This is a genomic window from Snodgrassella sp. ESL0253, assembly GCF_013344965.1.
Classification (GTDB): Bacteria; Pseudomonadota; Gammaproteobacteria; order Burkholderiales; family Neisseriaceae; genus Snodgrassella; species Snodgrassella alvi_B.
In genome coordinates this window covers 1-26,902 of record NZ_JAAEDQ010000001.1, presented here as the reverse complement: position 1 = coordinate 26,902, position 26,902 = coordinate 1, and the positions used below count along the sequence as shown (strand labels likewise).

Below are 26,902 nucleotides of genomic sequence, written 5' to 3'. Positions count from 1 at the left end.
CCTTTAACCTAACACCATGTTTGCATTGAGGCTCCACATAATCCAGATGGAAAGGCCTACCAACAATACAATCACAATTGCGGTGAAGATAAATGAAATCAGATTCCAGCGTTCTTCAGGATTACTGCCCAGATGGAGGAAACATACCAGCTGAACAAGAAGCTGCAAAACAGCAGTAATTACAATCACAGCAAACAGAGTTGTTCTATCTGCAGATTGATTCATTACCATCAGAAACGGAATCAGGGTTAATACCACCGACAGGATAAAACCAATGATATAGTTTTTAGAACTGCCATGTTGTGGGATATGGTCTTGATGGTTTGAATGACTCATAACGCTACCCCCATCAGATATACAATTGAGAACACGCAAATCCACACGATGTCCAGAAAGTGCCAGAACAGGCTCAGGCAGTTGATACGCATGCGGTTAACACTGGTTAAGCCACGTGAAGCTACCTGAATCATCATCACAGCCATCCAGATCAAACCGGCAGTAACGTGCAGACCATGGGTACCCACAAGTGCAAAGAAGCCAGAGAGGTAGCCACTACGGTCAGGGCCCATACCGTGTGTAATCAGATGATGGAATTCATATAATTCCATACCAATGAAGCAGGCACCGAATACAAAAGTAATAACCAGCCATAACAAAACCTGACTCTGATTATTGCGGTTCATTGCCAGTACGGCAAAACCGTAGGTAATGGAACTCAATAAAAGAGCAAAAGTTTCTACCAGCACAAAAGGCAGCTCGAAAATGTCCTTGCCGCTTGGACCACCTGCCGTGCCCGGCAGGAGCACGATATAGGTGGCAAACAGACAGGAGAACAAAATCAAGTCACTCATCAGGTAAATCCAGAACCCGAATACCTTCAGTGAACCGTTGTCGTGGTGAGCGTGTTCAGACGTCTTACCGTGAATCAAGGTTTCAGTTGACATTATTTCAGTCCTGCTTTAGTTAATTCATCAAAACGTTTGCTTTCAATAGCTTCAATTTCAGCAACCGGAACATAGTAATCAACGTCCGTATCAAAGCTCTTGGCAATGAGGCTAATAATCATGCCAGCGAAGCCAACGATAGCCATCCACCAGATATGCCAGATCATGGCAAAACCGAAAATCAACGAGAATACCCCGATAACCAAACCGGCAGCAGTGTTTTTCGGCATATGAATTTCTTCATATTTAGCTGGTTTTTTATAAGCAATACCTTTTTCTTTTTCGTCCCAGAATGCATCACGGCTTTCAACCTGTGGCTGCACGGCGAAGTTGTAGAAAGGTACTGGAGAAGAAGTAGACCATTCCAGTGTACGACCATCCCATGGGTCACCAGTAACATCAAGGTTTTCCTTGCGATGCAGACAGGAAACAACAACCTGAATCACCATGCAGGCCACACCCAGAGCAATGATGGCAGCACCAACAGCGGCTACACACAGTAAATTGTGGAAGGCCGGATCAATGTGCTGGCTCAGACGACGGGTCATACCCATGAAGCCCAGTGCATATAATGGCATGAATGCCACAAAGAAGCCGATAAACCAGCACCAGAAAGCGCGCTTACCCCATTTTTCATCCAGCTTGAAGCCAAATGCTTTCGGGAACCAGTAATTAAGCGCAGCAAACAGACCAAATACCACACCACCAATAATGGTGTTATGGAAGTGGGCAACCAGAAATAAACTGCCATGCAGTACGAAGTCAGCACCCGGTACGGCCAGCAGCACGCCTGTCATACCACCAACTGAGAAGGTAATAATAAAGCCTACAGTCCACAGCATTGGTACATGGAAAGAAATGCGGCCTTCATACATGGTAAACAGCCAGTTGAAGATTTTCACCCCAGTAGGGATGGAAATAATCATGGTGGCGATACCGAAGAACGCGTTGACATTGGCTCCTGAACCCATGGTAAAGAAGTGGTGCAGCCATACGATGAATGACAGGATGGTAATACACACGGTTGCCCATACCATAGAGGTATAACCAAACATGGTTTTGCGAGAGAAAGTAGCAGTAACTTCTGAATACACACCAAATATCGGCAGTATCAGAATATACACTTCCGGGTGACCCCATGCCCAGATCAGATTGATGTACATCATCATGTTACCGCCCAGTTCATTGGTAAAGAAATGGGTACCGAGGTAACGGTCCAATGTCAGCATGGCTACAGACGCAGTCAGAATCGGAAAAGAAGTCAGAATCAGAATGTTGCTACAGAAAGATGCCCAGCAGAAAATAGGCATTTTCATCATGGTCATGCCAGGAGCACGCATTTTCAGGGTGGTAGCGATAAAGTTAACTGCGCTAACTGTAGTCCCGATCCCCGATATCTGTAAGCTCCATATCCAGTAATCCACACCTACACCCGGGCTGAATTCCAGACCAGACAAAGGCGGATAGGCCAGCCAGCCAGTTTGGGCAAACTCACCCAGACCCAGAGAAAGGTTAACCAGTACCACACTAACGGCAGTAAACCAGAAACCCAGATTATTCAGGAATGGGTAAGCCACATCACGCGCACCAAGCTGTAACGGAATGACAAAATTCATCAAGCCGATAACAAAAGGCATCGCCACAAAGAAAATCATGATTACACCATGGGCGGTGAAAATCTGATCATAGTGATGAGGCGGCAAAAAGCCGTCACTGGTACCGGAAGAGGCAAGTACCTGCTGGCCACGCATCATAACCGCATCGGCAAAACCACGTACCAACATCACTATTGCGACAATGATATACATGATACCGATACGTTTATGGTCAACTGTGGTAATCCATTCTTTCCACAGATAGCCCCATTTATGAAAATACGTAATTGCACCTACCAGCGCCAAGCCAATGACGATGATAGCTGTAATCGTTACCATGACAATAGGTTCATGGAACGGTATCGCATCTAAAGATAATTTTCCGAACATTGTTTATTTCCTCGCAAGCTTACTCAGCACTGCTGGCAGCACTGGCCTGTAGAGTAGCAGGCATATTGTGATTGGCAAATTTAGCAATCACGTTGCCGTACAAACTCGGATTTGCGCTGGAGAAATATTCCACTTTGTGGAATTCACTTGGCGCAGCCAGTTTGTTGAATGAAGCCATGTCATTAAGTGTATTGGGTGACTGTTTCACCTTATCCACCCACTGATTGAAGCTGGCTTCGTCCGGTGTAGCAATGGCAGTAAATTTCATACCAGAGAAACCTGCACCGCTGTAGCTTGATGAAATACCCTTGTATTCACCGGCAGTATCAGCAATCAGATGAAGCTTGGTTTGCATACCGGCCATAGCGTAAATCTGGCTGCCCAGCTGGGGAATAAAGAATGAATTCATCACTGTATTGGAAGTGATTTTGAATTCCACCGGGGTATCTTTCGGGAAAGCAATTTCATTAACAGTGGCAATACCCTGTTCCGGGTAGATAAACAACCATTTCCAGTCTAATGAAATTACTTCAATAACCACCGGCTTCTTGTCACTTTCCAGCGGACGGTAAGGGTCCAGAGAGTGAGTGGTTTTCCATGTGATTGTCCCCAGAATGAGAATAATCAGGATAGGAATACCCCAAACTATGGCCTCGAGTTTATTGGAATGCGCCCATTTCGGTGAGTATTTGGCATTACTACCCTCTTTATATTTCAGAGAGAATAGAATCGCCATGATAATCACCGGAATAACGACTATCAACATCAAGCCTATGGCTGTCAGTATCAGCGAGCGTTCTTCCTGACCTATATGGCCTTTAGGGTTTAGCAGAGCAGCATCACAGCCGCTTAAAAACAGCGAGCCGATCAGCATTGTCAATACTATCCCTGAGAGCTTACTTAATTTCATGTAACGACCTCAACATTACGGGAAACACGATTAACGTTTGTAAAAAACGGGAGTAGCTATTTTAAGACAATGTTGCCAAACTGTATATTGCCTAAAGCTATATATTATCTAAGGTATAGCAAACAAAACAAATTACTCTTTATTTTGTAAATAGTATTTATCATATAAATCAGTTGTTTATTTCTTAGTAGTAGGAGGGTGTTAGGTATGGTGAGAATATGAATAGTTATTAAGTTAATATATTAATACAATTATTAACCTATAATTATTGTAATTAGATTACATTCCTGTTGTAGCAAAAGCAGTTTTTTTATTAAAAATAAATATTTGATATTCAATGCTTGTTTACGTGTCCCTAATGAAAAATTTAATCTAAATCAAATTATCATTAGTTTTGAAATAAATTATTGCTTTAAAAAATATCTTAAATATACCTGTAAAAGTTAATACAGCTAATTTTATCTTTTATATATTTGTTTTAAGTGTGAAATTATAAAAACACTTGAGCATTTGGCAATTGATGGTGTGTTGCAAATATATCTATGCCACTCAGCCAGTAACTACTTTTGTTGATGAAAGTGCACAATGAAAGCAGACTACAAGCTTAGGATTAGACAATTATTTTATTATATTTTTTAAGTCTACTTTTCATACACAGCAATAGCCTTACCAGTGTAAAGCAGTTGTCATGCCATATTAGCGGTAAGTAATGAAAAAATCGGTTTTAATTGTAATAACGCAAAGTGTAGAGTCAGATAATTCAATCATTGTGTAAAGACTTAATACAAAGGATATAGGTATATTAAGCCTGTTTTGGCACCTATTGGCATAAAAATAAAGAAACGCAGGACAGGTGGGCGTTAATTTCAATATATGATTGCATCCGCCCTTAAGCCAGCCAGTATGAGAACTGACCGTTTTGCTGGTGTAGCTAAATGCAATCATAGCTCTACACTATTTTAAATTCACAACTTAGTTGTCTTGTCACGGGATAATCTTCTTAGTTGATGCTTTATCATACTGCTAAGAATGTCTGCAAGAAAAGTATACCGTTACACTGTATAAGTGGTTTAGAAAATTAGTTTAAACAGAAAAAATACCTTATTCAAGTTGAAACCTGCGTCAGCGGTTGAGACTCTTTAATAGTACATTCAATTGTTCAACACTGAATAAGTGGCTTAGCAGTATCGCTGAATAAGCGAAAAAAAACGGAATTCACATGTTCCGTTTTTTTGTATACTAAATCCTTGTATTCACTCGGCCAAAGAAAATATAGACAATAACCGCTAGAAAACCAAAAGCCAGAGACACAAAAAACATTGCCTGATAAGCGCAGTTTATTGAAATTATTTGATGTTGAGTGAGGTTGATTAATATTCCTGATAATACGCCTCCAAATGCACCACCAATTTGCTGTGTAACACGCGTGATAGCGCTCGTGTCCTTAATTTGATTTTTATCACAGAACTCAAATGGAGAAGAGAGAACAGCAATCGTGGCGACGCCTAATCCGGAACCTCGAACAGTAAAACCGATAATTTCAAAGGCGTTGCCACCTACTTGAATTATTAATATACTTATTGCTGATATTATTAATCCTACACCAATAATTAGAAATGAATTTATCTCACTTAGAGATTCATAAATAAATTTTCTAGCCAACCAAGCACCTACACCTTGTAGAGCTAGCAACATACCAATATATGTAATAGATATATTATCATTTATTGCTTGTATTAAGGGAAAAAAAATCATGAAACCAAAAAAGATAAGTGACGTCAGAAATCCCATAATTATTGCAAACGAATATTGAATACAACTAAATGAACTTAAATCGATCAGTTTACTGTCTGACTTGTTATTAATAATAAGCGAAACCATCATCAAACCAATACCTAAAACTAGCATAATAATATTAAAAATATCAAAAAAATGCCCAGAAGTGATATTTTTAATAGAGATGAAAAATATTATTAAAGCAATTAAAAATGTCATTAATACATAAATATTCATATTGTATTTAGACGTTTTATTATCAGGCATTGTCGTCCTGCCAAATAAAAAAGCCATAAGTACTAAAGGTATGTTGATAAAAAAAGCTATTCTCCAATTTAACTGTTCTGATATGATTGCTCCAAAAATTGGCCCTAGTGCAGGGGCAAAGACTGACGGAATAGCAATCAATGCCATAACCGGCTTTAGTCTTTCCTTACCAAAATAAGTTGCTATTGTAGATTGAGTAATAGGAATTAAAATTCCTGCACCAAAACCTTGTAGACATCTATACAAGATTAAAGAAACCAGGTTATATGAAAATCCAACTAATATAGAACCAACAAGAAAGACAAAAATTGAGCATACCCATGCTTTCTTGAGTCCAAAATTTTCATGTACATAAGGTGATAGTAATATGCCAGCTGCGCAAGCAAGCATATATATGGTAACAGCCCATTGCATATAAGCATAAGAGGTATTAATGTCATTCGAAATTGAGGGTAAAATAACATTAACAATACTGCTATCTAATAATGGCAATATACTAGATAGTGTCATAGCAAACACTAACTTTCTTTCTGAGGCTGTCAGGTCAATCGATTGCTTCATATTAAACTCTTTCCAGAATATATTGAGTTGTGCCTCGTGTATATATTCCACCGAACGTTGATGGTGTAATTTCTTTATATGGTTCTATTGGCGTAGCCGCTGTGCTGCATCCAGTGCAAAGTAGGTGAGAATACCATCGGCACCGGCACGTTTAAATGCCAGCAGACTTTCCAGAATTACCTTATCTGCATCGAGCCAGCCATTCTGAATAGCCGCCTGTAACATTGCATATTCACCTGACACCTGATAAGCATAAGTTGGCACTGCAAATTCATCTTTCACCCGCCTGATTACATCCAGATAAGGCATACCCGGTTTAATCATTACCATATCCGCACCTTCAGCAATGTCTAGTGCTACTTCATGCAGTGCTTCATTGCTGTTTGCAGGATCCATCTGATAAGTATATTTATTACCTTTGCCCAGATTACCGGCACTGCCTACCGCACTGCGAAATGGCCCATAGAACGCGGAGGCATATTTGGCCGCATAAGACATTATCCGCGTATGAATAAAACCATTTTCTTCCAGTGCTTCACGAATAGCCCCAATACGGCCATCCATCATATCGCTTGGGGAAAGAATATCGGCACCGGCGTCAGCGTGTGACAGTGACTGTTTAATAATAGCTTCAATGGTTTCATCATTCTGAATATAACCATTTTCGTCTGGTAAGCCATCCTGGCCATGAGTGGTATATGGATCCAGAGCCTGATCAGCCATCACCCCCAGTTCTGGAAAGCGCGATTTTAAGGCACGGATAGCTTTCTGAATAATGCCATTTTCATCCCATGCGGCGCGTCCATCTGCGGTTTTGCTGTCTGGATTGGGTACGCCGAACAAATCAAGTACCGGTACGCCAAGCTCCAGTGCCCGTTCACCTACCTTTAATAGTTCATCAATTGATAAACGTTCGACTCCCGGCATACACGCAACGGGTATACGGCCAGTTTCCTCGTGTACAAATACAGGCAAAATAAAATCATTGGCTGTTAATATGGTTTCACGCATCATGCGGCGTGAGAAATCATCATGCCGCATACGACGCATACGTGTATTAGGCATGATTCGCGGAGGAAAATTCATAATAACTATCCTGATATTTTTTGGAATAGAATACAGCCAACTGAATAAATTAGCTGGAAACCATGGCCAATAAGGCTTTGTGAGTTTTGGCTTATTATTCTAAACCTTTTTAAGCAGTAGTACTAATTAATGTGCTGGAATATATTTTTGTTTCAGTTGCTTCTGTTCTAGATTATCTTGTTTTGATGAATGTGCTGTTCAGGTGATATTTGCACAAAATTTATCTGCATAGATACAAACAATTTTTAGTGTTATCCAGCCAGAAAGCAGGCACAGTATGAGAAGCTGGTTAACTGATTGTTTTTTAATCTCACATAGATATTAAGCCATAGCCTATACTCCACATGATAATTCCTATAATAAAATCTAATATTTTCCAGGAAATATTTTTATTAAATAGTGGAGATAAATATTTCGCGCCATAGCCTAAAGAAAAGAAAAATAGCCATGATGCAAGCATCACTCCGATTGCGAATGAATAGAGATTTTCCTGGAAAGACACAGATATCGAACCCACTAAAATAACAGTATCCAGATATACATGTGGGTTTAACCACGTCAGTGCCAGACAAACACCGAGGACACTCATCAATGAACTTTTATCAATTTGACTTGGCTTCAGCACTGACTTTTGTATCAATGCAGAATAAAAATTTCGCGCGCCATAAATAAAGAGAAATGCAGAACCTAAATACCTTGAGTAGACAATAATATCAGGATAGCTTTTAAGTACTTTTGAAAATCCTGTTACGCCTAGATAAATCAGAATAGTATCTGACAGTGAGCAAATCAGGCATACCCAGAAAACATATTGCCGTTTTAAGCCTTGCTTTAAAACAAAAGCATTTTGGGCACCGATGGCCATAATTAAGGAAAAACCAAGTCCTAATCCAGATAGTAAGGCAGACATTTATTTTTTATCCAATTATATTTTTGGGTCAACAGAGTAATTGTGCGTCAATATTGCTTCTCCTGATTTTTTCTTTATTTGTGGTTAACACAATAGATTTTAATATATTGGCTGATTTGGACTATAGCTTGCTGATACTAAAATTGATTTAGTTACTTTGTTGTATTTTCGGGGGCAATGATTGCATATAAAGGCAGATGGTCAGAAAGTTTTTGCCATGGCAGGCCGCTTAAAGGTTTGGCTTCGAGTACATTTAAATGGCGGGTAAAAATTCTGTCCAGACTCAAAATGGGCAGGCGTGCCGGAAAGGTTTTTGGAGCATTGCGGTAAGTACAGAATGCGTCATACATATTTAACTTCAAGCCCAGATTGTCATGTGAGCGCTGGCGCCAATCGTTAAAGTCACCAGCCAGAATCAATGGATTGGCCGGATCAATTTCGCTTTGAATGTAGTCGGAAATGGTTTGATACTGTTTGATGCGGTCGGGTTCGCGCAGATTAAGATGAGCGCACAGACATACTAAAGGCCGCGACCATTGGGGCAGCTTGATTTCGCAGTGCAAAAGGCCGCGCTGTTCCATATTGTTTACACTGATATCCAGATTGTGACAGGTAACAATAGGATGACGGCTCAAGATGGCATTACCGTGGTCGCGATATTTATAACGTGCATTACGACCATAACTAACGTGATAGTCTAGCTGTTCGCTGAGAATCTGGTAATGCGGTTGTTGGGGAAAATCAGGAATGTTTTCTGCCCGCTTACTGTTGTATCCCTGTACTTCCTGTAAAAACAGAATATCCGGAGCAAGTTGCTGTAAAGCAGAGGCCATTTGGGAAAGCTGTACTTTCTGATTAAGTGCAGACATGCCTTTATGAATATTATAGGTGGCAATGGTGATGGTATTCATGAAAATGGCCGGTGAGTTAAATTACCAGTGTTGTGGTAATTGCAATAGTGCAGCACGATTAGAAGGGGAAAATACCTGCTCGATTGCCTGTTCAAGAGAACACCACACATAACGTAAATGCTCCCTTGGTGCCAGATAGATAGGAGTATCTGCGGCAATACATAGAGAAAAAACATGTTCGGTGTTGTGGGTAACGCCGGGAGCATAGCGATGACGCCAATGCGGGTAAATTTCAAATATACTCGACTGATGCCAGTTATTAATAGTACTACTGTGAATACCGGTTTCTTCGGCCAGTTCCCGTATTGCAGTCTGTTCCAGAGTCTCATCCGGCTCCTGACTGCCTGTTACAGATTGCCAGTAGCCGGGTTTATCTGCGCGTTCCAGTAACAATATCTGCTGGTTATTGTTGTAAATAACAACCAGCACAGATGTTGGCTGTTTGTAATGTTTATTGTTGGTCATGATGCGTTTGTTGTCCAGAGCGATAAGAAGACGAAACATTTAATTCAGTGGGTAATGGCTCCGGATAGGTAGGTTTTGTTTCTACATTATTTACCGGTTTGGGCATTGTGTCGTAGATAATTGGGTCTCCTGCATCATTCACAATGCGTATTTCCTGCTTTGGAAAAGAAAATTCAATGCCAACTTCTTTAAAACGGTTCCAGATTTCCATCAAAATGGCTGAATTGATACTCATAAAGCCGTTTTCCGGATCATGAATCCAGTAATTGACATATAGAGTAATGCCAGAATCAGAAAAACCGGTAACAAAGCTGTTAGGTTTGGGGTCGTCACACACACGTACCTGTTTGGCAGCCGCTTCCTTCAATATTTCCAGTGCCTGAGGCAGATTGGTATTGTAGGCTACCTGCATAGTTAGGTTGGTAGACATGATTTTACTGGAATAAGAATCATTGATAACAGTATTGGAAACAAAAGTATCGTTCGGAATCAGTGCTTCAGAACCATCACTACTGCGCAATACCACAAAACGTGCGGTTATTTTGGTGACATAACCGGTGAAGTTGTTAATATTCAGCCGGTCTCCCGGGCGCACTGAATGATCAGCCAGAATAATAAAGCCAGATACATAGTTGCTGGCGATTTTCTGTAAACCCAGCCCGAGACCAACGCCCAGAGCACCACCGAATACCGAAAGAATAGTCAGATTGATGCCAACCATGGGTAGGGCAATCAGTACAGCAATGACTACCAGCAGGGTTTTAATAATTTTCACCAGTACATAACGCAGATTGACGTCAAGTTTTTCTGCTTTGAGAATGCGTTGTTCAGTGATGCGCGATAGCCACATGGCGATAATGATGGCAATTCCGACAATAATGCTGCCAGTAATAACCGTATAGAGGCTCAAACTGGTTGAACCTACAGGCAGTGCCAGTGACTTCAGCAGGCGGATAATAAAGGTATCCAGACTGGTGAGCCATAGTACGAAGCATACCCACAGGAAAGTGGATAGTGAACGTTCATAGTAGTCATTAAACAGGTTATTGGGAATTGCGTTGTGCAATATGGCCATGATGATGCGAATCATCAGCAACCAGCGCGCAGCAAATACAGTGATCTGTAACCATAATACTGATTCACCTGTACTGTCTCGCCAGACAACGATGGCAATGATGGTACTGATAAACAGTAATATCGGCCATAACAGGCGTGAAAACAGATGGTGCAGCAGCGGGAATCGAATGTTTTTCTGCTGCTGAGTATGTCTGGATACAACTGACAGGATTTTCAGGCTAAGCCAGTAGGTGCTAAGCATAATCATGACTGCACAAGCCAGCTCCAGCCAACCGGAAGTGGTTTGTAAGCTATGGACTATCAGTCGTGCCAGAAATTCTTTGCGGGCAAACATGGAGTCAAAATAGTTGTTCATGGTAAGGCAAAGAAGAATTTGAAATTAGCCTTAATGTTAGGCGTTTTAGTAGAACCCTGTAAACTGTCCCTATTAAATTTAGCAATGGTTAGCGGTTGGTAAGGCAGTTTTAACCAGATGTGCCTATTCGCCATATTAGAGAATGGTGCTTTTGTGCTTAACGGATAATATAAAATTATTTATAAAACCAGTTATTTATTGTTATTTAGGGGAATAAAACAGATACTATGGGCTATTATTTGATTCTGAATGCAAAGATGCTTATAATAGCTGGTTTTCCAACCTTGCCCTTTGCACTTTCGCATGGTAAAGGGATCGATTAGCCACAAGGAGTACACATGCGTCATTATGAAATCGTGTTCATTGTCCATCCGGATCAAAGCGAACAGGTCGGTGCCATGGTTGAGCGTTACAAAACCATGATTACCGAAGCCAACGGTAAAATTCACCGTCTGGAAGACTGGGGTCGCCGCCAGCTGGCTTACCCAATCAACAAAATTCACAAAGCACACTATGTGCTGATGAATGTTGAAACTACACCTGAAGTGATTGACGAAATTGAAACTGCGTTCCGCTTTAATGATGCTGTATTGCGTCATCTGACTGTGAAAATGGACGCAGCGGTAACTGAAGCTTCTCCGATGATGAAAGACGAGAAGTCCAAGAATCTGTTAGCAGGTAACAGCACTGAAGCTGCTGCAGAACAAGCTGAAGCCTGATTAATTTATTGAGGCTGGTTTGCTGAATCAATTATGCCTGTGTGCACAGATTAAAAGTCTGGACGATTTACGCTATACCCCCGCCGGATTGCCAGTATTGACCATGTGGCTTACACATGAATCATGGCAAATAGAGCTGCAACAGCGGTATCTGGCAAAAGTGGAAATTCAGGCAAAAGCACTGGGTGATTTAGCTAAAAACTGGCTGTATCAGCCGGGAACTATGGTGGAAATCAGTGGATTTCTCAGCCAGAAAGGTATTTACCACTCCCGTCCGGTACTGCATATCCAACAAATTCGTGAATATAAAGGTTAAACGACATGGCTCGTCAATCATTCAAACGTAGAAAATTTTGCCGCTTTACTGCGGAAGGTATCAAACAGGTTGACTACAAAGCAGTTGATTTGTTAAAGGACTTTATTACTGAAAATGGTAAGATCATTCCGGCGCGCATCACCGGAACCAAAGCACATTATCAGCGTCAGCTATCTACCGCGGTAAAACGTGCCCGTTTTCTGGCTTTGCTGCCTTACACCGATCAACATAAATAATAAGGAAGATTTATTATGCAGATTATTTTGTTAGAAAAAGTCGGTGGCCTGGGTAATCTGGGTGATCTGGTTAATGTAAAAAATGGCTATGCGCGTAACTTCCTGATCCCTCAGGGTAAAGCTCAGCGTGCCAATGCTGCTAATCTGGCTGCATTTGAAGAAAAACGTGCTGAATATGAAGCACATCAGGCTGCTGTGCTGGCTGATGCCGAAGCACGCAAACTGAAACTGGATGGTCAGAATATCAGTGTTGCCCAAAAAGCTGGTGTGGATGGCCGTCTGTTTGGCTCTGTAACCACTCACGATATTGCAGAAGCAATTAAAGCTGCGCTTGGTGTGGAAGTGGTTAAAGCCAATGTACGTTTGCCTGATGGCCCGCTGAAAGCCATTGGCGAATATGAAATCGAAGTGGCTTTACACAGCGATGCTGTTGCTGCTATTACAGTTACTGTTGTGGCTGCTGCCGAATAAGTACAACTGACACACATCAGGAAAATATAAGCTGTCTGGATTATTCCAGACAGCTTTTTTGTTATTAATGGTAAAAATAGTTTAAAATGTGCATTAAGCATATGCTAGGAACCAGAATAATGAAATTAGTTCGGATTATAAGTGCAGCTTTATTGCTGGCTGCCTGTCAAAGTACACAGCCTGTACAGGAGAAACCAGTTCAGGCTGTTGCGACAGTAAATGTGCCTTCGTCTGCGGAGGAAAAGGTATTTGCTTTAACCGATAGTGGATTAGATTTACTGGGTCGTAGTGATGTTAACCGTTTTATCGATAATGAGGTCAGGCGTGGACACTACAGCCGGGCACAGCTGGAGAATTTCTTTCGGCAAGTGCACTACAGGCCAAGTATTATCCGTGGAATGGATAAACCAGGTACTTCGTTACCGTGGTATACATTTGTACAGAATAATGCCAGTAATATTCGCATCAGTGCCGGAAATGTTTTCTGGCGGAATAATACTGAGGTAATTCAGGCGGTAGCAAAACACTATGGTGTTGCACCGCAATTGCTGGTAGCCATAGTAGGTATTGAAACCAATTATGGTGCTACGATGGGGTCGTATCGTGTAGCAGATGCGCTGACTACACTGGGCTATCATTACCCGCGCCGGGCAGAATATTTTCAGCGTGAGCTAGCAGAGTTTCTGCAACTGGCCTATGAAGAAAAGCAGGACCCGTTCAGCTTTAAAGGCAGTTTTGCCGGTGCCATGGGAATGCCACAGTTTATGCCATCCAGTTTTCGTCAATATGCTGTAGACTGGGATGGCGATGGTCATCGGGATATCTGGCGCAATTCTGGCGATACACTGGCTTCAGTAGCCAATTATATGAAACAGCACGGCTGGCAGTCTGGCGCACCGATTGCCGTACCAGTAGCGATGCAGCCGACACCACAGTTACAGCAAATTATTGATGAGCCTACTGCGCTGAAATATACCGCCGGGCAGTTGCGTCAGCTGGGGGTGGTTATTCCGGCGCAGATTGGGAATCAGGAAAAAGGTGTTTTATATCGTTTGGAAAAATCTCCCGGTAAATATGATTACTGGTTTGGTCTGAATAATTTTTATACTATCTGGCAATATAATCACAGCCGGCATTATGTAGCCGCAGTGCGCCAGATTGCCAATAATCTGGCCGCTGCGAATGCCAACTTATAAATTTAATCTGTACTGAATCACCAGCCACCTGCTGTGACGGGTGGCTTTTTATTGCAGCAGGTTGCACAGACAGTCTAGGTGATTGAAAGAGGGTAGGCAGGATGGTATCAAGGCAAAACCTATCTATACAATATATGATATGTGCTACAAGATTTGCGATTAGTCGGTTTCAGATTAAACAGATAGTGTTAGCCAGTGTAGTGATGTGTAGTGCTTAAAGAACAGTTTCCTGCTATGCAGGCTGTTCGGTTTAATAGTAAATATTAACTGAACAACTATTTTGAGACAGGCACAAGCTTGCGACAACGATGGCTAAAGGCGTTTTGCTGATTCAGGTTGAATTTTACCTTTCAGTCCTTATTAATAAAACCTGTTTCGGGTTGTTTCTTCTGGTTTGCAGCGCTTCATTCATGTCTTTTATCCTAACCATTGCCACCGGTTTTTGGTTACAATGTGGTGCTTGTTTGGAATTTTTGCCGGACGAAGTTTAAATTAATGAGTTTGAATTTTGCTGTGGCTGGCAGTTGTGGATGGTTATGACTTATCAAGTATTGGCTCGTAAATGGCGACCGAAAAAGTTTGCCGATTTGGTGGGGCAGGAGCATGTGGTCAAGGCATTGATAAATGCGCTTGATAAGGGACGTTTGCATCATGCTTATATGCTCACAGGAACGCGAGGGGTAGGCAAAACCACAATTGCTCGTATTCTGGCCAAAAGCCTGAACTGTTTGCATGCTGAACATGGCGAACCGTGCAATCAGTGTGATACCTGCCGTCAGATTGATGCCGGCCGCTTTGTAGATGTACTGGAAATCGATGCGGCCTCTAATACCGGGATTGATAACATTCGCGAGGTGCTGGAAAACGCGCAATATGCGCCAACGATGGGGCGTTACAAAGTCTATATCATCGACGAAGTGCATATGTTGTCGAAAAGTGCTTTTAATGCCATGCTTAAAACGCTGGAAGAGCCACCGGAGCATGTTAAATTCATTTTAGCGACAACAGACCCGCAAAAAGTGCCGATTACGGTTTTAAGCCGCTGTCTTCAGTTTGTACTGCGTAATCTGAATAGCACTCAAGTACATGACCATCTGGTTTATGTATTGCAGCAGGAGAAGATTGCTTATGAAGACGCCGCACTGCTGCTGTTAGGCCGTGCTGCTGCCGGTTCAATGCGCGATGCACTTAGTCTGCTTGATCAGGCGATTGCCATTGGTTCAGGCAAGGTCGCTGAGTCTGATGTACGCAATATGATTGGTGCAGTGGATAAAAGCTATCTGTATGCATTACTGGAGGCTCTGGCAGCACGTGATGGACAGGCTTTATTATCCAAAGCTGAGGAGATGGCCAGTTGTGCGGTGGGTTTTGACAGTGCACTAACTGAGCTGGCGTTGTTATTGCAACGTTTAACTATATTGCAATCCGTGCCTACGGCGATTGGCAAAGATGAACCCGAATATGCGGCTTTAACCCGCTTTGCCAGTCTGTTTTCCGGTGAACAAATTCAACTGTATTATCAATGTGCCTTACGCGGTAAAGCGGATTTACCTTTGGCTCCAGATGAAAAGGCCGGTTTTGTGATGACATTGCTGCGGATGCTGGCCTTTGCACCACTGGCAGCAATGAATACGCAGCGCCTGCATGGGCAGATTGACGGAACACAATTGCAAAATGCACCGGTGACAAATCATCAGGCAGTAGTGACACCTCCTGTTATTGAGCAAGCTGAGCCTGCTTCGACTTCAGTATCACAGTCTGCGGCAGTACCTCAGACAGATACGGCACCAGCACTGGCAGAATTGGAAACAGTTAGTGAACCAATACCGGCTGTAGCTGTTAGTAGCATACCAGAAAATGTATCGCCATCAATTATGGATTTTTCCCAGTCTGCTATGGCCGATGATGAACTACCGCCGCCATGGGAAAATAGTATGGAAGATATTCCCTATGCATCTGATAGCGGTTTTATTGCACCGGAATTGATAGATACAAAAGAAACGGGCGAGCATAAGCAGACATCAGCCAAACAGCATGATGAGCATAATGATACCTTGATACCAGCGCAGGCTGATACTACAGAGATAACCACGGCAAAAGATAATTTCCCACCGTTAACAGCGGAGAATTGGCCGGAAATTTTAACTTTGCTGGCGCACCGGTTGGGGGCTGTGCAGTTGTTTAGCCAACATACAGCAATTGCTAATTATGATGAAAATAGTGGCAATTTAACTATTGCGCTGGCAGAGCAGGGTGAACCGACAGCTAATCGCGAGTTGCTGACTCGGCTGGCAGAAACCTTGTCTGAAGTTTATGGCTGCCCGATTCAGTTGCATACCTGTAGCTGGCAGGAGCAGAGTGCGCTAGAGACTCCGCAAATGCGCCAGCAGCGATTACATGCTGAAGAACAGCAACAGGCTCAATCTATACTGGAGGCGCAGCCCGCAGTACAGCTGCTGATGGAAACATTTAATGCAAGCTGGGTGCCAGAAAGCTTACGTTTGGATAAAGAATAATTGCAATATTTTGTTTAATTTTTTCCCTTTAAATTTGAAGTATAAGGAAGTTATCATGTTTGGAAAAGCAGGTTTGGGTGGTTTGATGAAGCAGGCGCAGCAAATGCAGGAACGCATGAAAAAGGCGCAGGCAGAATTGGCTAATGTAGAAGTGGACGGTGAATCTGGTGCCGGAATGGTTAAGGTAACCATGAACTGTCATTATGGGGTGAAACGTATTCATATTGATGACAGTTTGTTAGCAGATGCTGCTGATGACAAAGAGATGCTGGAAGATTTGATTGCTGCTGCAGTGAATGATGCTGTACGTAAAGCAGAAGCAACTTCTTCCGAACGGATGGGACAATTTACTCAGGGTATGAATCTGCCGGCAGGCATGGGTGACTTTTTTAAATAATTCACTGTAATAGGAGAATAATCTTCTGAAGATTATTCTCCTTAAAAATAAAGCGGTGCTATTTCCCAATAGATAATTCTTACTGCCAGCACAGCAGGCCAGTTTGGAAACTGGCTATCATGAATAAATTTCTTTTAATAACTAGAGCTAAATTTCTGGTTGCAATAATAAAATAAAATTTTATGTTGTTAATTACGCTTGTTGCCGGTTTGCTGAGATATTGAATCAGCAGCCAATTTATTAATGAGTAACGGAATGAGCCCTAAATCAACTGATGCATTGAGTCGTTTAACAAACGCATTGAAGGTGTTGCCGAATGTTGGTCCCAAAACAGCGCAGCGCATGGCCTATGAATTGTTACAGCATAAACGTGCCGGAGCTGAAGAACTGGTAGCAGCTATTCAAGCGGCTCTATTGCAGGTACACCATTGTCGTTTGTGTAACACTTTTTGTGAAGGTGAATTGTGTGATATCTGTGCCGACGAGCAGCGCGATCCTAAACGGCTGATGATTGTGCATATGCCGGTGGATGTGGCTAGTATGGAGGCTGCCAACTGCCATGATGGCCTGTATTTTGTGCTAATGGGGCAGGTTAGTCCAGCGCAGGGAGCAGATTTAAAGGCGATTGCTCTGGATAAGCTGATTACTCGCCTACAGGAACATGAAGTAGATGAAATCATCATTGCTACCAGTTTTACCGCAGACGGCAATGCAACAGCTTATGTTCTGTCTCAGTTGCTAGCAGATTTTCCGGCCAAAATCACTCGACTGGCGCAGGGTATGCCTCTAGGCGGCGAGCTGGAATATGTAGATGCCGGTACCTTAGCGCAAGCTGTATATGAACGCCGTAGCATTAAATAAATTCCATCTGTATTAAGCCAAATTAAGCAATCGCTATCCTAAATTTATTTCATTCTGATAGAGGACAGGAATTTTGGAATGGCAACACATATTCAGACAACAAAATTAAGGGGTGGGTGTTTGTTAAATTCCACGAGAGGCAAATAGCCTAACAAAGAATGTAACCTTCTGTGATTTTACCAATAAGCATAACCTGCAAAGGCTTGTTGTAATTCTTGAATTATCATGAATTTCCTCCTTTAATAAACTCTGTTTTAATGCTTTCAAAAGGTGTTTATGCTAATACATTAGCATATGCCAATTTTTTATTCAGCGAGCGTTAAATATTAAATGTATTGAAATATTTATCTAGTAACTAATTATTAAAATCTTTCCTCTATTGAAGTGAAATAGATTTAATGATGAACAGTGGTTACTTAATATGGCTTAATGCCGACATTACTAAATTGCTGTTAATGTTGGCCAACACTATAACCGGCAATCTGTCAATTAGATAAATTCAGTAACATACATAAATAATTCCAGCGATGGTTAACACGAATATAGGTTAAATCTGTCATTTAACATACACATTAAATTAATGTTTTCAATGATAGCGATTCCATTATCTGGGCAATGTAACGACGAGAAACGCTGATGTCCACTTATTGTAAGGCAAAAGAATTCGCCTAGTCCTATATGATTGATAGCTGCGATTAAAAAATCAATATCGTATCGACATAATATATGACCGATTCCGGCTTAGTTGTTTTGCGCTGATAATAGGCATGATGCTTTGATATCGCTAAGTAACGATATAATGCCAGGTCTTTTCGTAATACAAGCAGTTCAGTTTCTTCTAGACTGCAATTGTCTTCTGTCTTAAATGAATAGCTTTTCCTTGATTGACTTATCCTGTGCTCAAAACAGATAATCCTAAATCATAGTTTGATACCAATCCTTTTTAGTGTTAAATTTATTTCATGTAACTACCTCCTAAAAATTTTTATGATTTAGGGTAGCTTTCTCTTTGATGAGAACTAGTCGTTCAGTTTAACATTTGATGAGTTGTGGTAGTTTTTCATTAATACTTCAAATATCGAGCAGGACAGATGAGTTAAGTTTTAAGAAGAAGCAAAAAAGCACCATTGCAGATTTAAAAATGTGTGGGCAAAATAGGTAGCAAATATAAATGAATAAATAAAAAATATTAAAAGTTTCACCATTTAACGCAAGTAAATACACATGAAAAATCTAAAATTTTGAAATTAAATGAAAAGTACTAGTTATACTTATAATAGCATACCTGCCCGATTATGAGGTAAAATAATATGAAAGTTATATGACTACATCTGTTACTAATGAAACCATTGATCTTATGAAAACAAATATCAAAAGAATGTTGTCTCATTTTTATAAAAACGTTACAGTCAATGATGTTTTAAAAGAAGCAGTAATGAACTGTATTCAGGCTAATGCAACGGAAATTGGTATTGATCTACAATATGAATACCATACTAATATCGATAGCAATAATTCGAATCTAGGTAATTTAAGTAAAATTATTATTACCGACAATGGTGAAGGTCTAACTACCAAAAATATTAATGCTTTTTTTGAGTTGGCAACAGAGAATAAAAAAAATATAGGGGGTAAAGGCATCGGTCGTTTTTCATTTTTGAAAATAGCGGATAGGGTTAGTATTGATAGTATATCAAACGAGGGAGAACATGTTTCTTTCGATTTTTCGTATAATGCCAGTCAGGAAAATGTAATTAGAACGAAATCCTCTAAAAAAGATACATATACCAAAATATTTTTTAGCAACTTAAATTTAAAACACCCGAAAACACAGGCTCAATCATGCGTGAATTTTTTGAAAGAAAAATTTAATTTAATGCTTTTTTTAAAACAAAAGGAAACACAGAAAACTATCAATATCAGAGTATTTGTTAATGGTAAACCATTTGGTGAAATAATAAGTAGTTTTAATATTCATTGCTTAGATCAAGCAAATCTTAAAATTAATGATTGTAAATTTACCGTTTATACCTTTTTGGATTATAAAAAAACAGGTATAGAAATATTTTATTGTGCCAATAATCTGACCGTTAAGTCATTTTCATTCTCGGGTAATTTTAACAAGCAGTATATTTTTGCTATAACATCTGATTATTTTGACCAAAAAAGCAACCTTGAAAGAACTCAATTTAATTTTGGTTCAGAAGATGAATTAGATCAGTTTGATATGTTGAGTCCCAAACCAGGCAAGAATTTTGAAGAGATGCTTAAAAATTACTGCTTTAATATTGTTCGTGAACATGAACCCGAATTATTAAAAGAAAATAAAGCTAGATTAGATAATCTAAGCGCGATGTATGGTTACATTGATTTTAGTAATGTTCAATTAGACAATATTTCATTTGATGAAGCGAGTATTCTCAAAGCTTATCGAGATAAAATAAATCAAGAAGAAGACAATTTAATTAATTTGCTTGCAAATAAAAATGCCACTCTTGATGAAATCGCTGAAAAAGTTTCAGAACAGAATAAGCATGAACTGGCAAAATATATTTTTCATAGAAATTTGATTGTCAAACGTGGGTTGGAATTAAAGAGTCTATATGAGAATGAGAATATATTACATGAGTTATTTTTTCCTCAAAAATTATCGGTCAACTGTGATCATGAAGTGAATAAACCGCATTTGTATCATAATAACATCTGGCTTTTAGATGATAAGTTTATGACTTATGCTTACATTGCTTCTGATGTGACAATCAAAAGAATAATTGAAGAAATTGATGGTGTCCATTCCAGTTGTCAATCTGTAAAACGTCCTGATTTATTTCTTTTATATAATAAACCAGAAGAAAGTACAGAATATAAAGATGTGGTATTGATTGAATTGAAAAAAGGAAATATTGATTATACAGAGCAATTTAAAGCAATTGATCAGGTTGCCAGATATAAAAGGGCTACGGAAAAAGTACTGCAAAATATAAATAGTTTCTATTGTTATGTCATCTGTGACTTTGATGGAAATGATGAAAATATTGAAAGCGCAATGAAAGATAGGCACTTTACTAAAGTATTTAGTAATAAAGGATGTATATATTACGGATATTTAGATGGTTCAAAAGTACATTTAATCTTTGTTTCATTAAGCAGTATATTTTCTGATGCAGAAGCGAGAAATGAAACATTTTTAAAGATATTAAAGGGTGAATGTGATTGATAGCATTAGCACGATGGTGAATTAATCGGCAAAGCCGTCATCAATGCCAATCCTGAACAGCAGCTACCAGTTGGGCGGCCAGGTTTTGGTTGTCGCCATGGCCGAATTGTTTGCCGATAAGTTCCGCAGCATAGGGGGCGAGGGCGTTAGTGGCCGCTTGCAGGTTGGTCTGGCCGCCGAGGATGCCGGTGACGGCACTGGTGACGGCGTTCAGGGCACGGCTCTTGCCGCCGCCGATACCCCATGATTGTGCCTGCTCGTCTGCTGTGCGGTAGTCTTTGCTGGTTTCTCTTAGTACCAGTTGTTTTTTGTCTTCGCTTAGCTGGTTGTAATCCTGCCACCTAGTGCGTTATCTAGGTTGATTTAGCCTAAATCTTTTTGGTAAAACTTGCCAAGAAGATGGTCTCCACGGTTAGGTGGAGAACCAATTAGCAAGCGTAAAGAACCTGATGGGAGCCTTCTAATCCATTATACATGTCAATAGCTTCTTGGCCTTCTGCTATAAATTCAACATCAATAGGATCTGGCGGATTATTGGGGTCATTATAATCTCCTTCTAAAAAAGTCTTATATTGTTCTAGAACGTATAAAAGCTGCTCTCTGGTCATGATAACCTGCTGTTCTTCTACATACTCAGTGCCGATAAACACATAATCGCCAGTAATTAATACCCAGTGGGCATTACCGATACCAAACATACCATCTGGTGCTCGGCTATGTTCTAAAGCGGTGAGATTGTTGATCCAGATATTGACTGAGTTTACTCCCGTAGGAAGATCATCAGATAACCAAGCTGCAATTTCACATACACCATAACCTTGCTTTGGAATATATCTTGTATTTTCATCAGATAAGTATCCAGACAAAAGGTATTGACCTTCATACCATATAAAATTTATTTTTCTATTTATCATTTTTTAACTCCTTGATAAGCGGGCCAAGCCGTTGCCCCAGTTCCATCAGGCTTTTTATAATAACCTTGCATTTTTACTCCGCTTTTAGATATGCCTTCCCATTTATCTTTTGAAGTAGGTAATTTTCTTGAATTCTCAAAAGCACTTTTAATTTCCATCTCAGTTTGCCGTTTAGACCAATGTTCTGGGAAAAATGTTGTTTCTGCCTGCTTTTTATACCATTTTCCTGTAGCAGGCTCTCTTACTGAAATATATCCGGTTTTTACACCATTTGCATCAGCAGCGCCAGTCCAATTATCTACTCTAATATTTGGGTCTCGTATGTAATGTCCTCCAGTGCCTACTTTTGTTCCATCTTTATAAGTTTTTATTTCGCCATTTAAAATGTGTTCAGTATTTATTGTAACCTTACTAGCTTGACCCGCTTGTTGTTGGACTAACTCGGCAGGTGTTGGTGATGGTTTGAAGCCTTCAAGATATTCCCCAGCCTTACCTCCTGTATTGGTCGCCCCTTTTCCAGCATTAGCCGAGCCCTTACTAGCTTCTTCAGCATACTTCCCGCCAATCTTACTTGTCGATTTTATCGCAGAGGCAGGTAAATTACTTACTGTAACTGCACCTGTTGCCAGTCCGGCAAGTACATCCGTGGATTCTACTGCTATCACTGTACATCCCGCCGGATTTACCCTACATGCTGAATATATCGCTGCTATCGCTTCTGGAGCTACGTATCCGGCTCCTACTACTGCATAACCTCCTCCTACTGTAGCTATTGTTATTGCTGAGTTCGTCATCCTGATTTGGTGAGCCAATTTCATGGCTTCTCGGTGTTTTGGATCCTTCCATGATGTAATTACCATTTTTTAATGGCATCGATTTTCACTCCATTATGGGAGATCAATACTGTTATTAATATTCTTTACGAAGATAAAACCAACCTAAATTTCCCTTTTTGTCAAGAATGCTTTCATTTGCTGGGCAAATTTTAAAAACTAATTTAATGCCTCCATCATATATTTGAGGAAAAATATCTGAAACGACTTCAGCATGAGCATATTCCATTTCTTCTTCCTCTTCCTCGGTAAGCTTTTCATCAAAGAACATTTCAATAGTCATAAATTGTTCATCATAATTAAGTGATATTCCTCGCATTTTTTTTGAACTTCGGCCAATTAAGCTATACATGGTACTTCTATTGATTTCATGTTTAACTTTAATAAGTTCTTCTTTTGTCATTTTCGTGCTCATAGTGAAGGTCTCGCAGGTACAATATGTACCCCTCTTTTTGAATAATGAATAGTAAAATTAGTTGTTGGAACAAAAGTTTCTGCTTTTGTATCATAATATTGACCAATAACTTTATTTGTCGAAATACTTTCCTTTGAACCAGGTGTTCCTAAAGCTCTTCCTGTCGGAATTTCTCTACCGGTTCCTGCATAATCATTAACCAGTTTCTGAACATTAATATTAGGATCAATTGTACTTCTTGGGGTAGAAGCACTAGCATTTGCAGTTTTATGTTCATTAGTTCCAACTAGATGTTTATTTTGTTGATTCATATTAACAGTTAAGTTCGGATTCGCATCTGGTGCAAAATTAGTACCTGGTTTTACGGGGGAGTGACTACTTCCCGCCCCCTTACCAGCAATACTAGCACCTTTTTCAGCAGCCTTACCAGCCTCTATTACCTCCTTCTTCGCCGCATTGGCAACCTTGGTTATCGCCTTTTCAGTTACCTTTATTCCTGCTTTCGCCGCACCTCCAACTCCCGTTGCCAGAGCAGCCATATCCAGTAGTAATTTGCCAGTTTCTATACCCGCTTTATATGAACCACCAGCACCAGCTCTTTGATATTCTTCTTCCAGCTTATTTAATCTGTTTATGTACGATTCTTTTACCGTATCACTTACATTTCCCAGAATGTTGCCGCTGGTGAACAGTCCTTTCAAAGCCTGATAGGTTTCTCCTGGATTTGTTGCCATGTGAAGCAGTTCATTGATAGGTTCAATTGCACCTGCTGGCAGGCCGATGAGGATACCTGCGGTAAAGCTGGCTTGCTGTGCTGCACTAATAGCAGCCCATTGAGTCTTGACTTTGGCAGTGCACCCTATATTTGTGCACTGCTTCAGCTCTTTCTGTTCCTGAGCAGCCCGTTAGCACGCCTGATACCGTGGCCACTGCTGACGATAGGTTTCTGGTGTTGCCTGCTTTAGGTAAATCTAAATATTTTTATGGCAAAACATCTATTCCATCTTCCAATATCTCAATGTTAACTTGTTCTAATTGCCTATTACTCATAGTTAAAAACCAAATATCATCGCCATCAATAGTTGCAGCGTTAGAATCAAAAAGGCTTGCATCAAATAAAATAGGCACATTCAATGCACAAGATAATTCTTTTGCAATATGGTAACCATTAATAACATTATCTAAATTAGCCGGCCACATAATAGATATACCTTGTTTATATCCTTGAGAGTATTCCACAGGTAACAAAAATAATTCAGAATTAGCGCACGGAAAGTTGACTGACTCTATTTTTAAACCAATTATAGATTCAAGCTTAATAATAATTTCTTGTTCAGACCTTTTAGTCTGTAAATAAAGATCAATTAATAATTCTGAGCTACTCATTTTTTATCTTTCATTAAATTTAAAATTGACTTAGTCCTTTGTACTTGCTCTGGCGTTAAAAGTTTTTTTTGCTGCAAATGGTTTAATGTATTTATCGCACTCTCTTTTCCATGTTTTTTAGCTTGAACCAAAGTTTTATATTCCTGCGATGTAATGTTTACTACTCCTGGTCCAGAAACAGGGTGAACAGAATTATTATGCATGCCCCATACTCTACCTGATGATGTTGTAAATAATTCACCATTTCGAACAGCTTTTCCTGATTTAATTTCAGCTAGGTCAGCTAATGCTTCAGCTCTTGTCCCTGTGAAAATAGAATTACCTGTTTTTTTCGGTATGGTTACTTTATCTAATAAATGTCGTTCTGAAAGCTCAAGATGTTCAAACTTACCCGTCGCCTCTTTCCCAGCCTTAGCAGAACCTTTACCTACCTCTTTACCTATTTGCTCAATCTCTTCCGCATACTTCCCGCCAATCTTACTCGTCGATTTTATCGCAGAGGCAGGTAAATTACTTACTGTAACTGCACCTGTTGCCAGTCCGGCAAGTACATCCGTGGATTCTACTGCTATCACTGTACATCCCGCCGGATTTACCCTACATGCTGAATATATCGCTGCTATCGCTTCTGGTGCTACGTATCCGGCTCCTACTACTGCATAACCTCCTCCTACTGTAGCTATTGTTATTGCTGAGTTCGTCATCCTGATTTGGTGAGCCAATTTCATGGCTTCTCGGTGTTTTGGATCCTTGGACAACATCGCAGCTGATGCTGGTGAGATAAGCTGGATTAAATCAAATTCATTATTCTCCACCGCATTCTGCCCAGCCACCCCCGCTATCTGCGCATTAACCAGTGAACCACCCGTTAGCCCGCCTGATACGGTAGCCACCGCTGATGATAGATCTCTGATGCTGGCTTTAACACTCTCCGGTAAGCGATTCGGGTCTATCTCGCCGGTTCTTGGATCTATCGCTTTGGGGTATTGATCTTTGGGTAGTTGTTTAATCAGGTATTGCGCTGCCAGTTCGGCTGCGCTTGCGCCTACTGCTCGGGCTGCGGTATTACCGCCGTTGATGCTGGCACTAATGACACCCAGTAGAGCATAGGGGATGGTTATATGACCACTAATGCTCAGTTGTTTGTTGTTGTATGTTTATTTTTTATAAATAAATAAACCTTTTTTTTATTTTCACTCGCAGTAGAATAATCTACTGCAATATCTTCTAAATCTGGTTTAGCTTCAAGCTCTTTAACCGCACTTTCTATATATTCAGGGCGACACTCCATTTCATGTCGTGCGATCACAGAGTCTTTGCTTAGAGGTTTGCTTTGATATTTTGAAAAGTATACACATCCTAGTGGAGTGAAAACGTTTTTAGGAAAAGGTTTATAACATATAACTTTATACAGTTTTCTATTATTATCCTCAGGCTTTCCACTTAGTATTAAAATACAGTTTGATCGCACCGACACATTTAAAGGTTCATTCCTAGGTATATCTAAATTTATTAAACCCGTCATTGGAAAAGAGTATCTTATAAGACTATAATCATTTTCCATTGAATCTATATTTAACGAATTTAACTGTTGAAAACTATTTTGTGAATGGCATCCAGTTAGAAACAGTGAAAACCAAAATGTTCGTATTATATTTTTCATATTAATCTCTAAATGTTCGTATTTCTTCTAAAATTCTAATGTTAGGGGCTTATGTGGGTTATTTGGAGAATATACTGTAAATGAACCATTTTTATTATTTGGTTTAATAATATCCTGCTTGGGATCAAACCTATCTAATTCTCTACCATTTTCGGTGTATCTTGTACTTGGATTAACTCCAATAAGATTACCTGTATTTATATCTCTATATATTTTGGTATATCTTTTACCGTTTATGATCAAATTTTCTTGTAAATACCCCATAGTTAGTACAAAACTGACGTAGAAAATCATGCTGCTTGTTTTAGTGTTTTATACTCAATCGGCGTCATATTATTTAGTGCTTCATGAGGTCTTTCGGTGTTATAAATGGTTAGCCATTCTTCGGTTTGTAAATACCCCATAGTTAGTACAAAACTGACGTAGAAAATCATGCTGCTTGTTTTAGTGTTTTATACTCAATCGGCGTCATATTATTTAGTGCTTCATGAGGTCTTTCGGTGTTATAAATGGTT

General features: G+C 40.1%; 29 protein-coding genes and 1 pseudogene. 10 read left to right on the top strand and 20 right to left on the bottom strand.

Annotated elements, in window-relative coordinates; translation table 11 throughout:
* Nucleotides 1–3: 3 nt before the first annotated feature.
* The 10 genes from cyoD to GYX26_RS00105 all read right to left on the bottom strand — a co-directional run bounded on the left by cyoD (nucleotide 4) and on the right by GYX26_RS00105 (nucleotide 11,247).
* Nucleotides 4–336: a cytochrome o ubiquinol oxidase subunit IV gene (gene cyoD / locus GYX26_RS00150; RefSeq protein WP_100091493.1), complete on the bottom strand. Its 333-nt coding sequence runs from the start codon at nucleotides 334–336 to the stop codon at nucleotides 4–6.
* Nucleotides 333–944: a cytochrome o ubiquinol oxidase subunit III gene (locus tag GYX26_RS00145; RefSeq protein ID WP_100136957.1), complete on the bottom strand. Its 612-nt coding sequence runs from the start codon at nucleotides 942–944 to the stop codon at nucleotides 333–335. The genes cyoD and GYX26_RS00145 overlap by 4 nt, the downstream gene beginning before the upstream one ends.
* Nucleotides 944–2,929, bottom strand: a complete 1,986-nt coding sequence (gene cyoB / locus GYX26_RS00140) for a cytochrome o ubiquinol oxidase subunit I (RefSeq protein ID WP_174827569.1) — start codon at nucleotides 2,927–2,929, stop codon at nucleotides 944–946. Before cyoB ends, GYX26_RS00145 begins: the two co-directional genes overlap by 1 nt.
* Before the next feature lie 19 nt (nucleotides 2,930–2,948).
* Nucleotides 2,949–3,803, bottom strand: a complete 855-nt coding sequence (gene cyoA / locus GYX26_RS00135) for a ubiquinol oxidase subunit II (protein ID WP_238791202.1) — start codon at nucleotides 3,801–3,803, stop codon at nucleotides 2,949–2,951.
* Between the two features lie 1,275 nt (nucleotides 3,804–5,078).
* Nucleotides 5,079–6,443 (bottom strand): MFS transporter, encoded by a 1,365-nt coding sequence (locus GYX26_RS00130; protein ID WP_174827567.1) that lies wholly within the window; start codon nucleotides 6,441–6,443, stop codon nucleotides 5,079–5,081.
* A gap of 84 nt (nucleotides 6,444–6,527) precedes the next feature.
* Nucleotides 6,528–7,529: a porphobilinogen synthase gene (hemB, locus tag GYX26_RS00125; protein WP_100091488.1), complete on the bottom strand. Its 1,002-nt coding sequence runs from the start codon at nucleotides 7,527–7,529 to the stop codon at nucleotides 6,528–6,530.
* 310 nt (nucleotides 7,530–7,839) lie between these two features.
* The gene (locus GYX26_RS00120; protein ID WP_174827566.1) at nucleotides 7,840–8,439 is read right to left on the bottom strand and encodes a LysE/ArgO family amino acid transporter; all 600 of its coding nucleotides are present in this window, start codon (nucleotides 8,437–8,439) and stop codon (nucleotides 7,840–7,842) included.
* Between the two features lie 152 nt (nucleotides 8,440–8,591).
* Nucleotides 8,592–9,350 carry an endonuclease/exonuclease/phosphatase family protein gene (locus GYX26_RS00115; RefSeq protein WP_174827565.1) on the bottom strand — a complete coding sequence of 253 codons (759 nt, stop codon included), beginning with the start codon at nucleotides 9,348–9,350 and terminating at the stop codon, nucleotides 8,592–8,594.
* 21 nt (nucleotides 9,351–9,371) lie between these two features.
* Nucleotides 9,372–9,815 (bottom strand): dihydroneopterin triphosphate diphosphatase, encoded by a 444-nt coding sequence (nudB, locus tag GYX26_RS00110; protein WP_174827564.1) that lies wholly within the window; start codon nucleotides 9,813–9,815, stop codon nucleotides 9,372–9,374.
* Nucleotides 9,802–11,247 carry a mechanosensitive ion channel family protein gene (locus GYX26_RS00105; protein ID WP_174827563.1) on the bottom strand — a complete coding sequence of 482 codons (1,446 nt, stop codon included), beginning with the start codon at nucleotides 11,245–11,247 and terminating at the stop codon, nucleotides 9,802–9,804. Before GYX26_RS00105 ends, nudB begins: the two co-directional genes overlap by 14 nt.
* 338 nt (nucleotides 11,248–11,585) lie before the next feature.
* Between GYX26_RS00105 and rpsF the strand changes: the two genes are divergently transcribed.
* The 10 genes from rpsF to GYX26_RS00055 all read left to right on the top strand — a co-directional run bounded on the left by rpsF (nucleotide 11,586) and on the right by GYX26_RS00055 (nucleotide 21,423).
* Nucleotides 11,586–11,966 (top strand): 30S ribosomal protein S6, encoded by a 381-nt coding sequence (rpsF, locus tag GYX26_RS00100; RefSeq protein WP_100091483.1) that lies wholly within the window; start codon nucleotides 11,586–11,588, stop codon nucleotides 11,964–11,966.
* Between the two features lie 19 nt (nucleotides 11,967–11,985).
* On the top strand, nucleotides 11,986–12,282 hold the full coding sequence (gene priB, locus GYX26_RS00095; RefSeq protein WP_100091482.1) for a primosomal replication protein N: 297 nt from the start codon (nucleotides 11,986–11,988) through the stop codon (nucleotides 12,280–12,282).
* A gap of 5 nt (nucleotides 12,283–12,287) precedes the next feature.
* Complete coding sequence (rpsR, locus tag GYX26_RS00090; RefSeq protein WP_025330416.1) at nucleotides 12,288–12,518, top strand: 30S ribosomal protein S18; 231 nt, start codon at nucleotides 12,288–12,290, stop codon at nucleotides 12,516–12,518.
* A gap of 15 nt (nucleotides 12,519–12,533) precedes the next feature.
* Nucleotides 12,534–12,989 (top strand): 50S ribosomal protein L9, encoded by a 456-nt coding sequence (gene rplI / locus GYX26_RS00085; RefSeq protein WP_100091481.1) that lies wholly within the window; start codon nucleotides 12,534–12,536, stop codon nucleotides 12,987–12,989.
* Between the two features lie 119 nt (nucleotides 12,990–13,108).
* Complete coding sequence (mltB, locus tag GYX26_RS00080; protein ID WP_174827562.1) at nucleotides 13,109–14,185, top strand: lytic murein transglycosylase B; 1,077 nt, start codon at nucleotides 13,109–13,111, stop codon at nucleotides 14,183–14,185.
* Nucleotides 14,186–14,721: 536 nt separating this feature from the next.
* Nucleotides 14,722–16,701 carry a DNA polymerase III subunit gamma/tau gene (dnaX, locus tag GYX26_RS00075; protein ID WP_174827561.1) on the top strand — a complete coding sequence of 660 codons (1,980 nt, stop codon included), beginning with the start codon at nucleotides 14,722–14,724 and terminating at the stop codon, nucleotides 16,699–16,701.
* A gap of 55 nt (nucleotides 16,702–16,756) precedes the next feature.
* The gene (locus tag GYX26_RS00070) at nucleotides 16,757–17,098 is read left to right on the top strand and encodes a YbaB/EbfC family nucleoid-associated protein (protein ID WP_100091478.1); all 342 of its coding nucleotides are present in this window, start codon (nucleotides 16,757–16,759) and stop codon (nucleotides 17,096–17,098) included.
* Between the two features lie 243 nt (nucleotides 17,099–17,341).
* Nucleotides 17,342–17,959: a recombination mediator RecR gene (gene recR / locus GYX26_RS00065; RefSeq protein WP_238791190.1), complete on the top strand. Its 618-nt coding sequence runs from the start codon at nucleotides 17,342–17,344 to the stop codon at nucleotides 17,957–17,959.
* Nucleotides 17,960–19,280: 1,321 nt separating this feature from the next.
* Nucleotides 19,281–21,176, top strand: a complete 1,896-nt coding sequence (locus GYX26_RS00060; protein WP_174827560.1) for an ATP-binding protein — start codon at nucleotides 19,281–19,283, stop codon at nucleotides 21,174–21,176.
* Nucleotides 21,177–21,219: 43 nt separating this feature from the next.
* Nucleotides 21,220–21,423, top strand: coding sequence for a hypothetical protein (locus tag GYX26_RS00055; protein WP_174827559.1), 204 nt, complete (start codon nucleotides 21,220–21,222; stop codon nucleotides 21,421–21,423).
* 181 nt (nucleotides 21,424–21,604) lie between these two features.
* Here GYX26_RS00055 and GYX26_RS00050 read toward each other — a convergent pair whose 3' ends face one another.
* From GYX26_RS00050 to GYX26_RS00010, 10 genes and pseudogenes are all read right to left on the bottom strand, one after another.
* Nucleotides 21,605–22,090, bottom strand: a complete 486-nt coding sequence (locus GYX26_RS00050; protein WP_174827558.1) for a hypothetical protein — start codon at nucleotides 22,088–22,090, stop codon at nucleotides 21,605–21,607.
* On the bottom strand, nucleotides 22,087–22,755 hold the full coding sequence (locus GYX26_RS00045) for an EndoU domain-containing protein (protein ID WP_202984258.1): 669 nt from the start codon (nucleotides 22,753–22,755) through the stop codon (nucleotides 22,087–22,089). The genes GYX26_RS00050 and GYX26_RS00045 overlap by 4 nt, the downstream gene beginning before the upstream one ends.
* A gap of 244 nt (nucleotides 22,756–22,999) precedes the next feature.
* The gene (locus GYX26_RS00040; RefSeq protein WP_174827556.1) at nucleotides 23,000–23,326 is read right to left on the bottom strand and encodes a hypothetical protein; all 327 of its coding nucleotides are present in this window, start codon (nucleotides 23,324–23,326) and stop codon (nucleotides 23,000–23,002) included.
* An 8-nt stretch (nucleotides 23,327–23,334) separates the two neighbouring features.
* Nucleotides 23,335–24,072, bottom strand: a complete 738-nt coding sequence (locus GYX26_RS00035) for a polymorphic toxin type 50 domain-containing protein (RefSeq protein ID WP_174827555.1) — start codon at nucleotides 24,070–24,072, stop codon at nucleotides 23,335–23,337.
* Between the two features lie 247 nt (nucleotides 24,073–24,319).
* On the bottom strand, nucleotides 24,320–24,724 hold the full coding sequence (locus GYX26_RS00030; RefSeq protein ID WP_174827554.1) for a hypothetical protein: 405 nt from the start codon (nucleotides 24,722–24,724) through the stop codon (nucleotides 24,320–24,322).
* Nucleotides 24,721–25,539, bottom strand: coding sequence for a hypothetical protein (locus tag GYX26_RS00025; protein ID WP_238791189.1), 819 nt, complete (start codon nucleotides 25,537–25,539; stop codon nucleotides 24,721–24,723). Before GYX26_RS00025 ends, GYX26_RS00030 begins: the two co-directional genes overlap by 4 nt.
* Nucleotides 25,540–25,677, bottom strand: a pseudogene (locus tag GYX26_RS11610) (VENN motif pre-toxin domain-containing protein); the annotation flags it as partial.
* A 182-nt stretch (nucleotides 25,678–25,859) separates the two neighbouring features.
* Nucleotides 25,860–26,387, bottom strand: a complete 528-nt coding sequence (locus tag GYX26_RS00020; protein ID WP_174827553.1) for a hypothetical protein — start codon at nucleotides 26,385–26,387, stop codon at nucleotides 25,860–25,862.
* Nucleotides 26,388–26,414: 27 nt separating this feature from the next.
* On the bottom strand, nucleotides 26,415–26,681 hold the full coding sequence (locus tag GYX26_RS00015) for a hypothetical protein (RefSeq protein ID WP_174827552.1): 267 nt from the start codon (nucleotides 26,679–26,681) through the stop codon (nucleotides 26,415–26,417).
* Nucleotides 26,678–26,821, bottom strand: a complete 144-nt coding sequence (locus GYX26_RS00010; protein ID WP_174827551.1) for an integrase core domain-containing protein — start codon at nucleotides 26,819–26,821, stop codon at nucleotides 26,678–26,680. Before GYX26_RS00010 ends, GYX26_RS00015 begins: the two co-directional genes overlap by 4 nt.
* Nucleotides 26,822–26,902 lie beyond the last annotated feature (81 nt).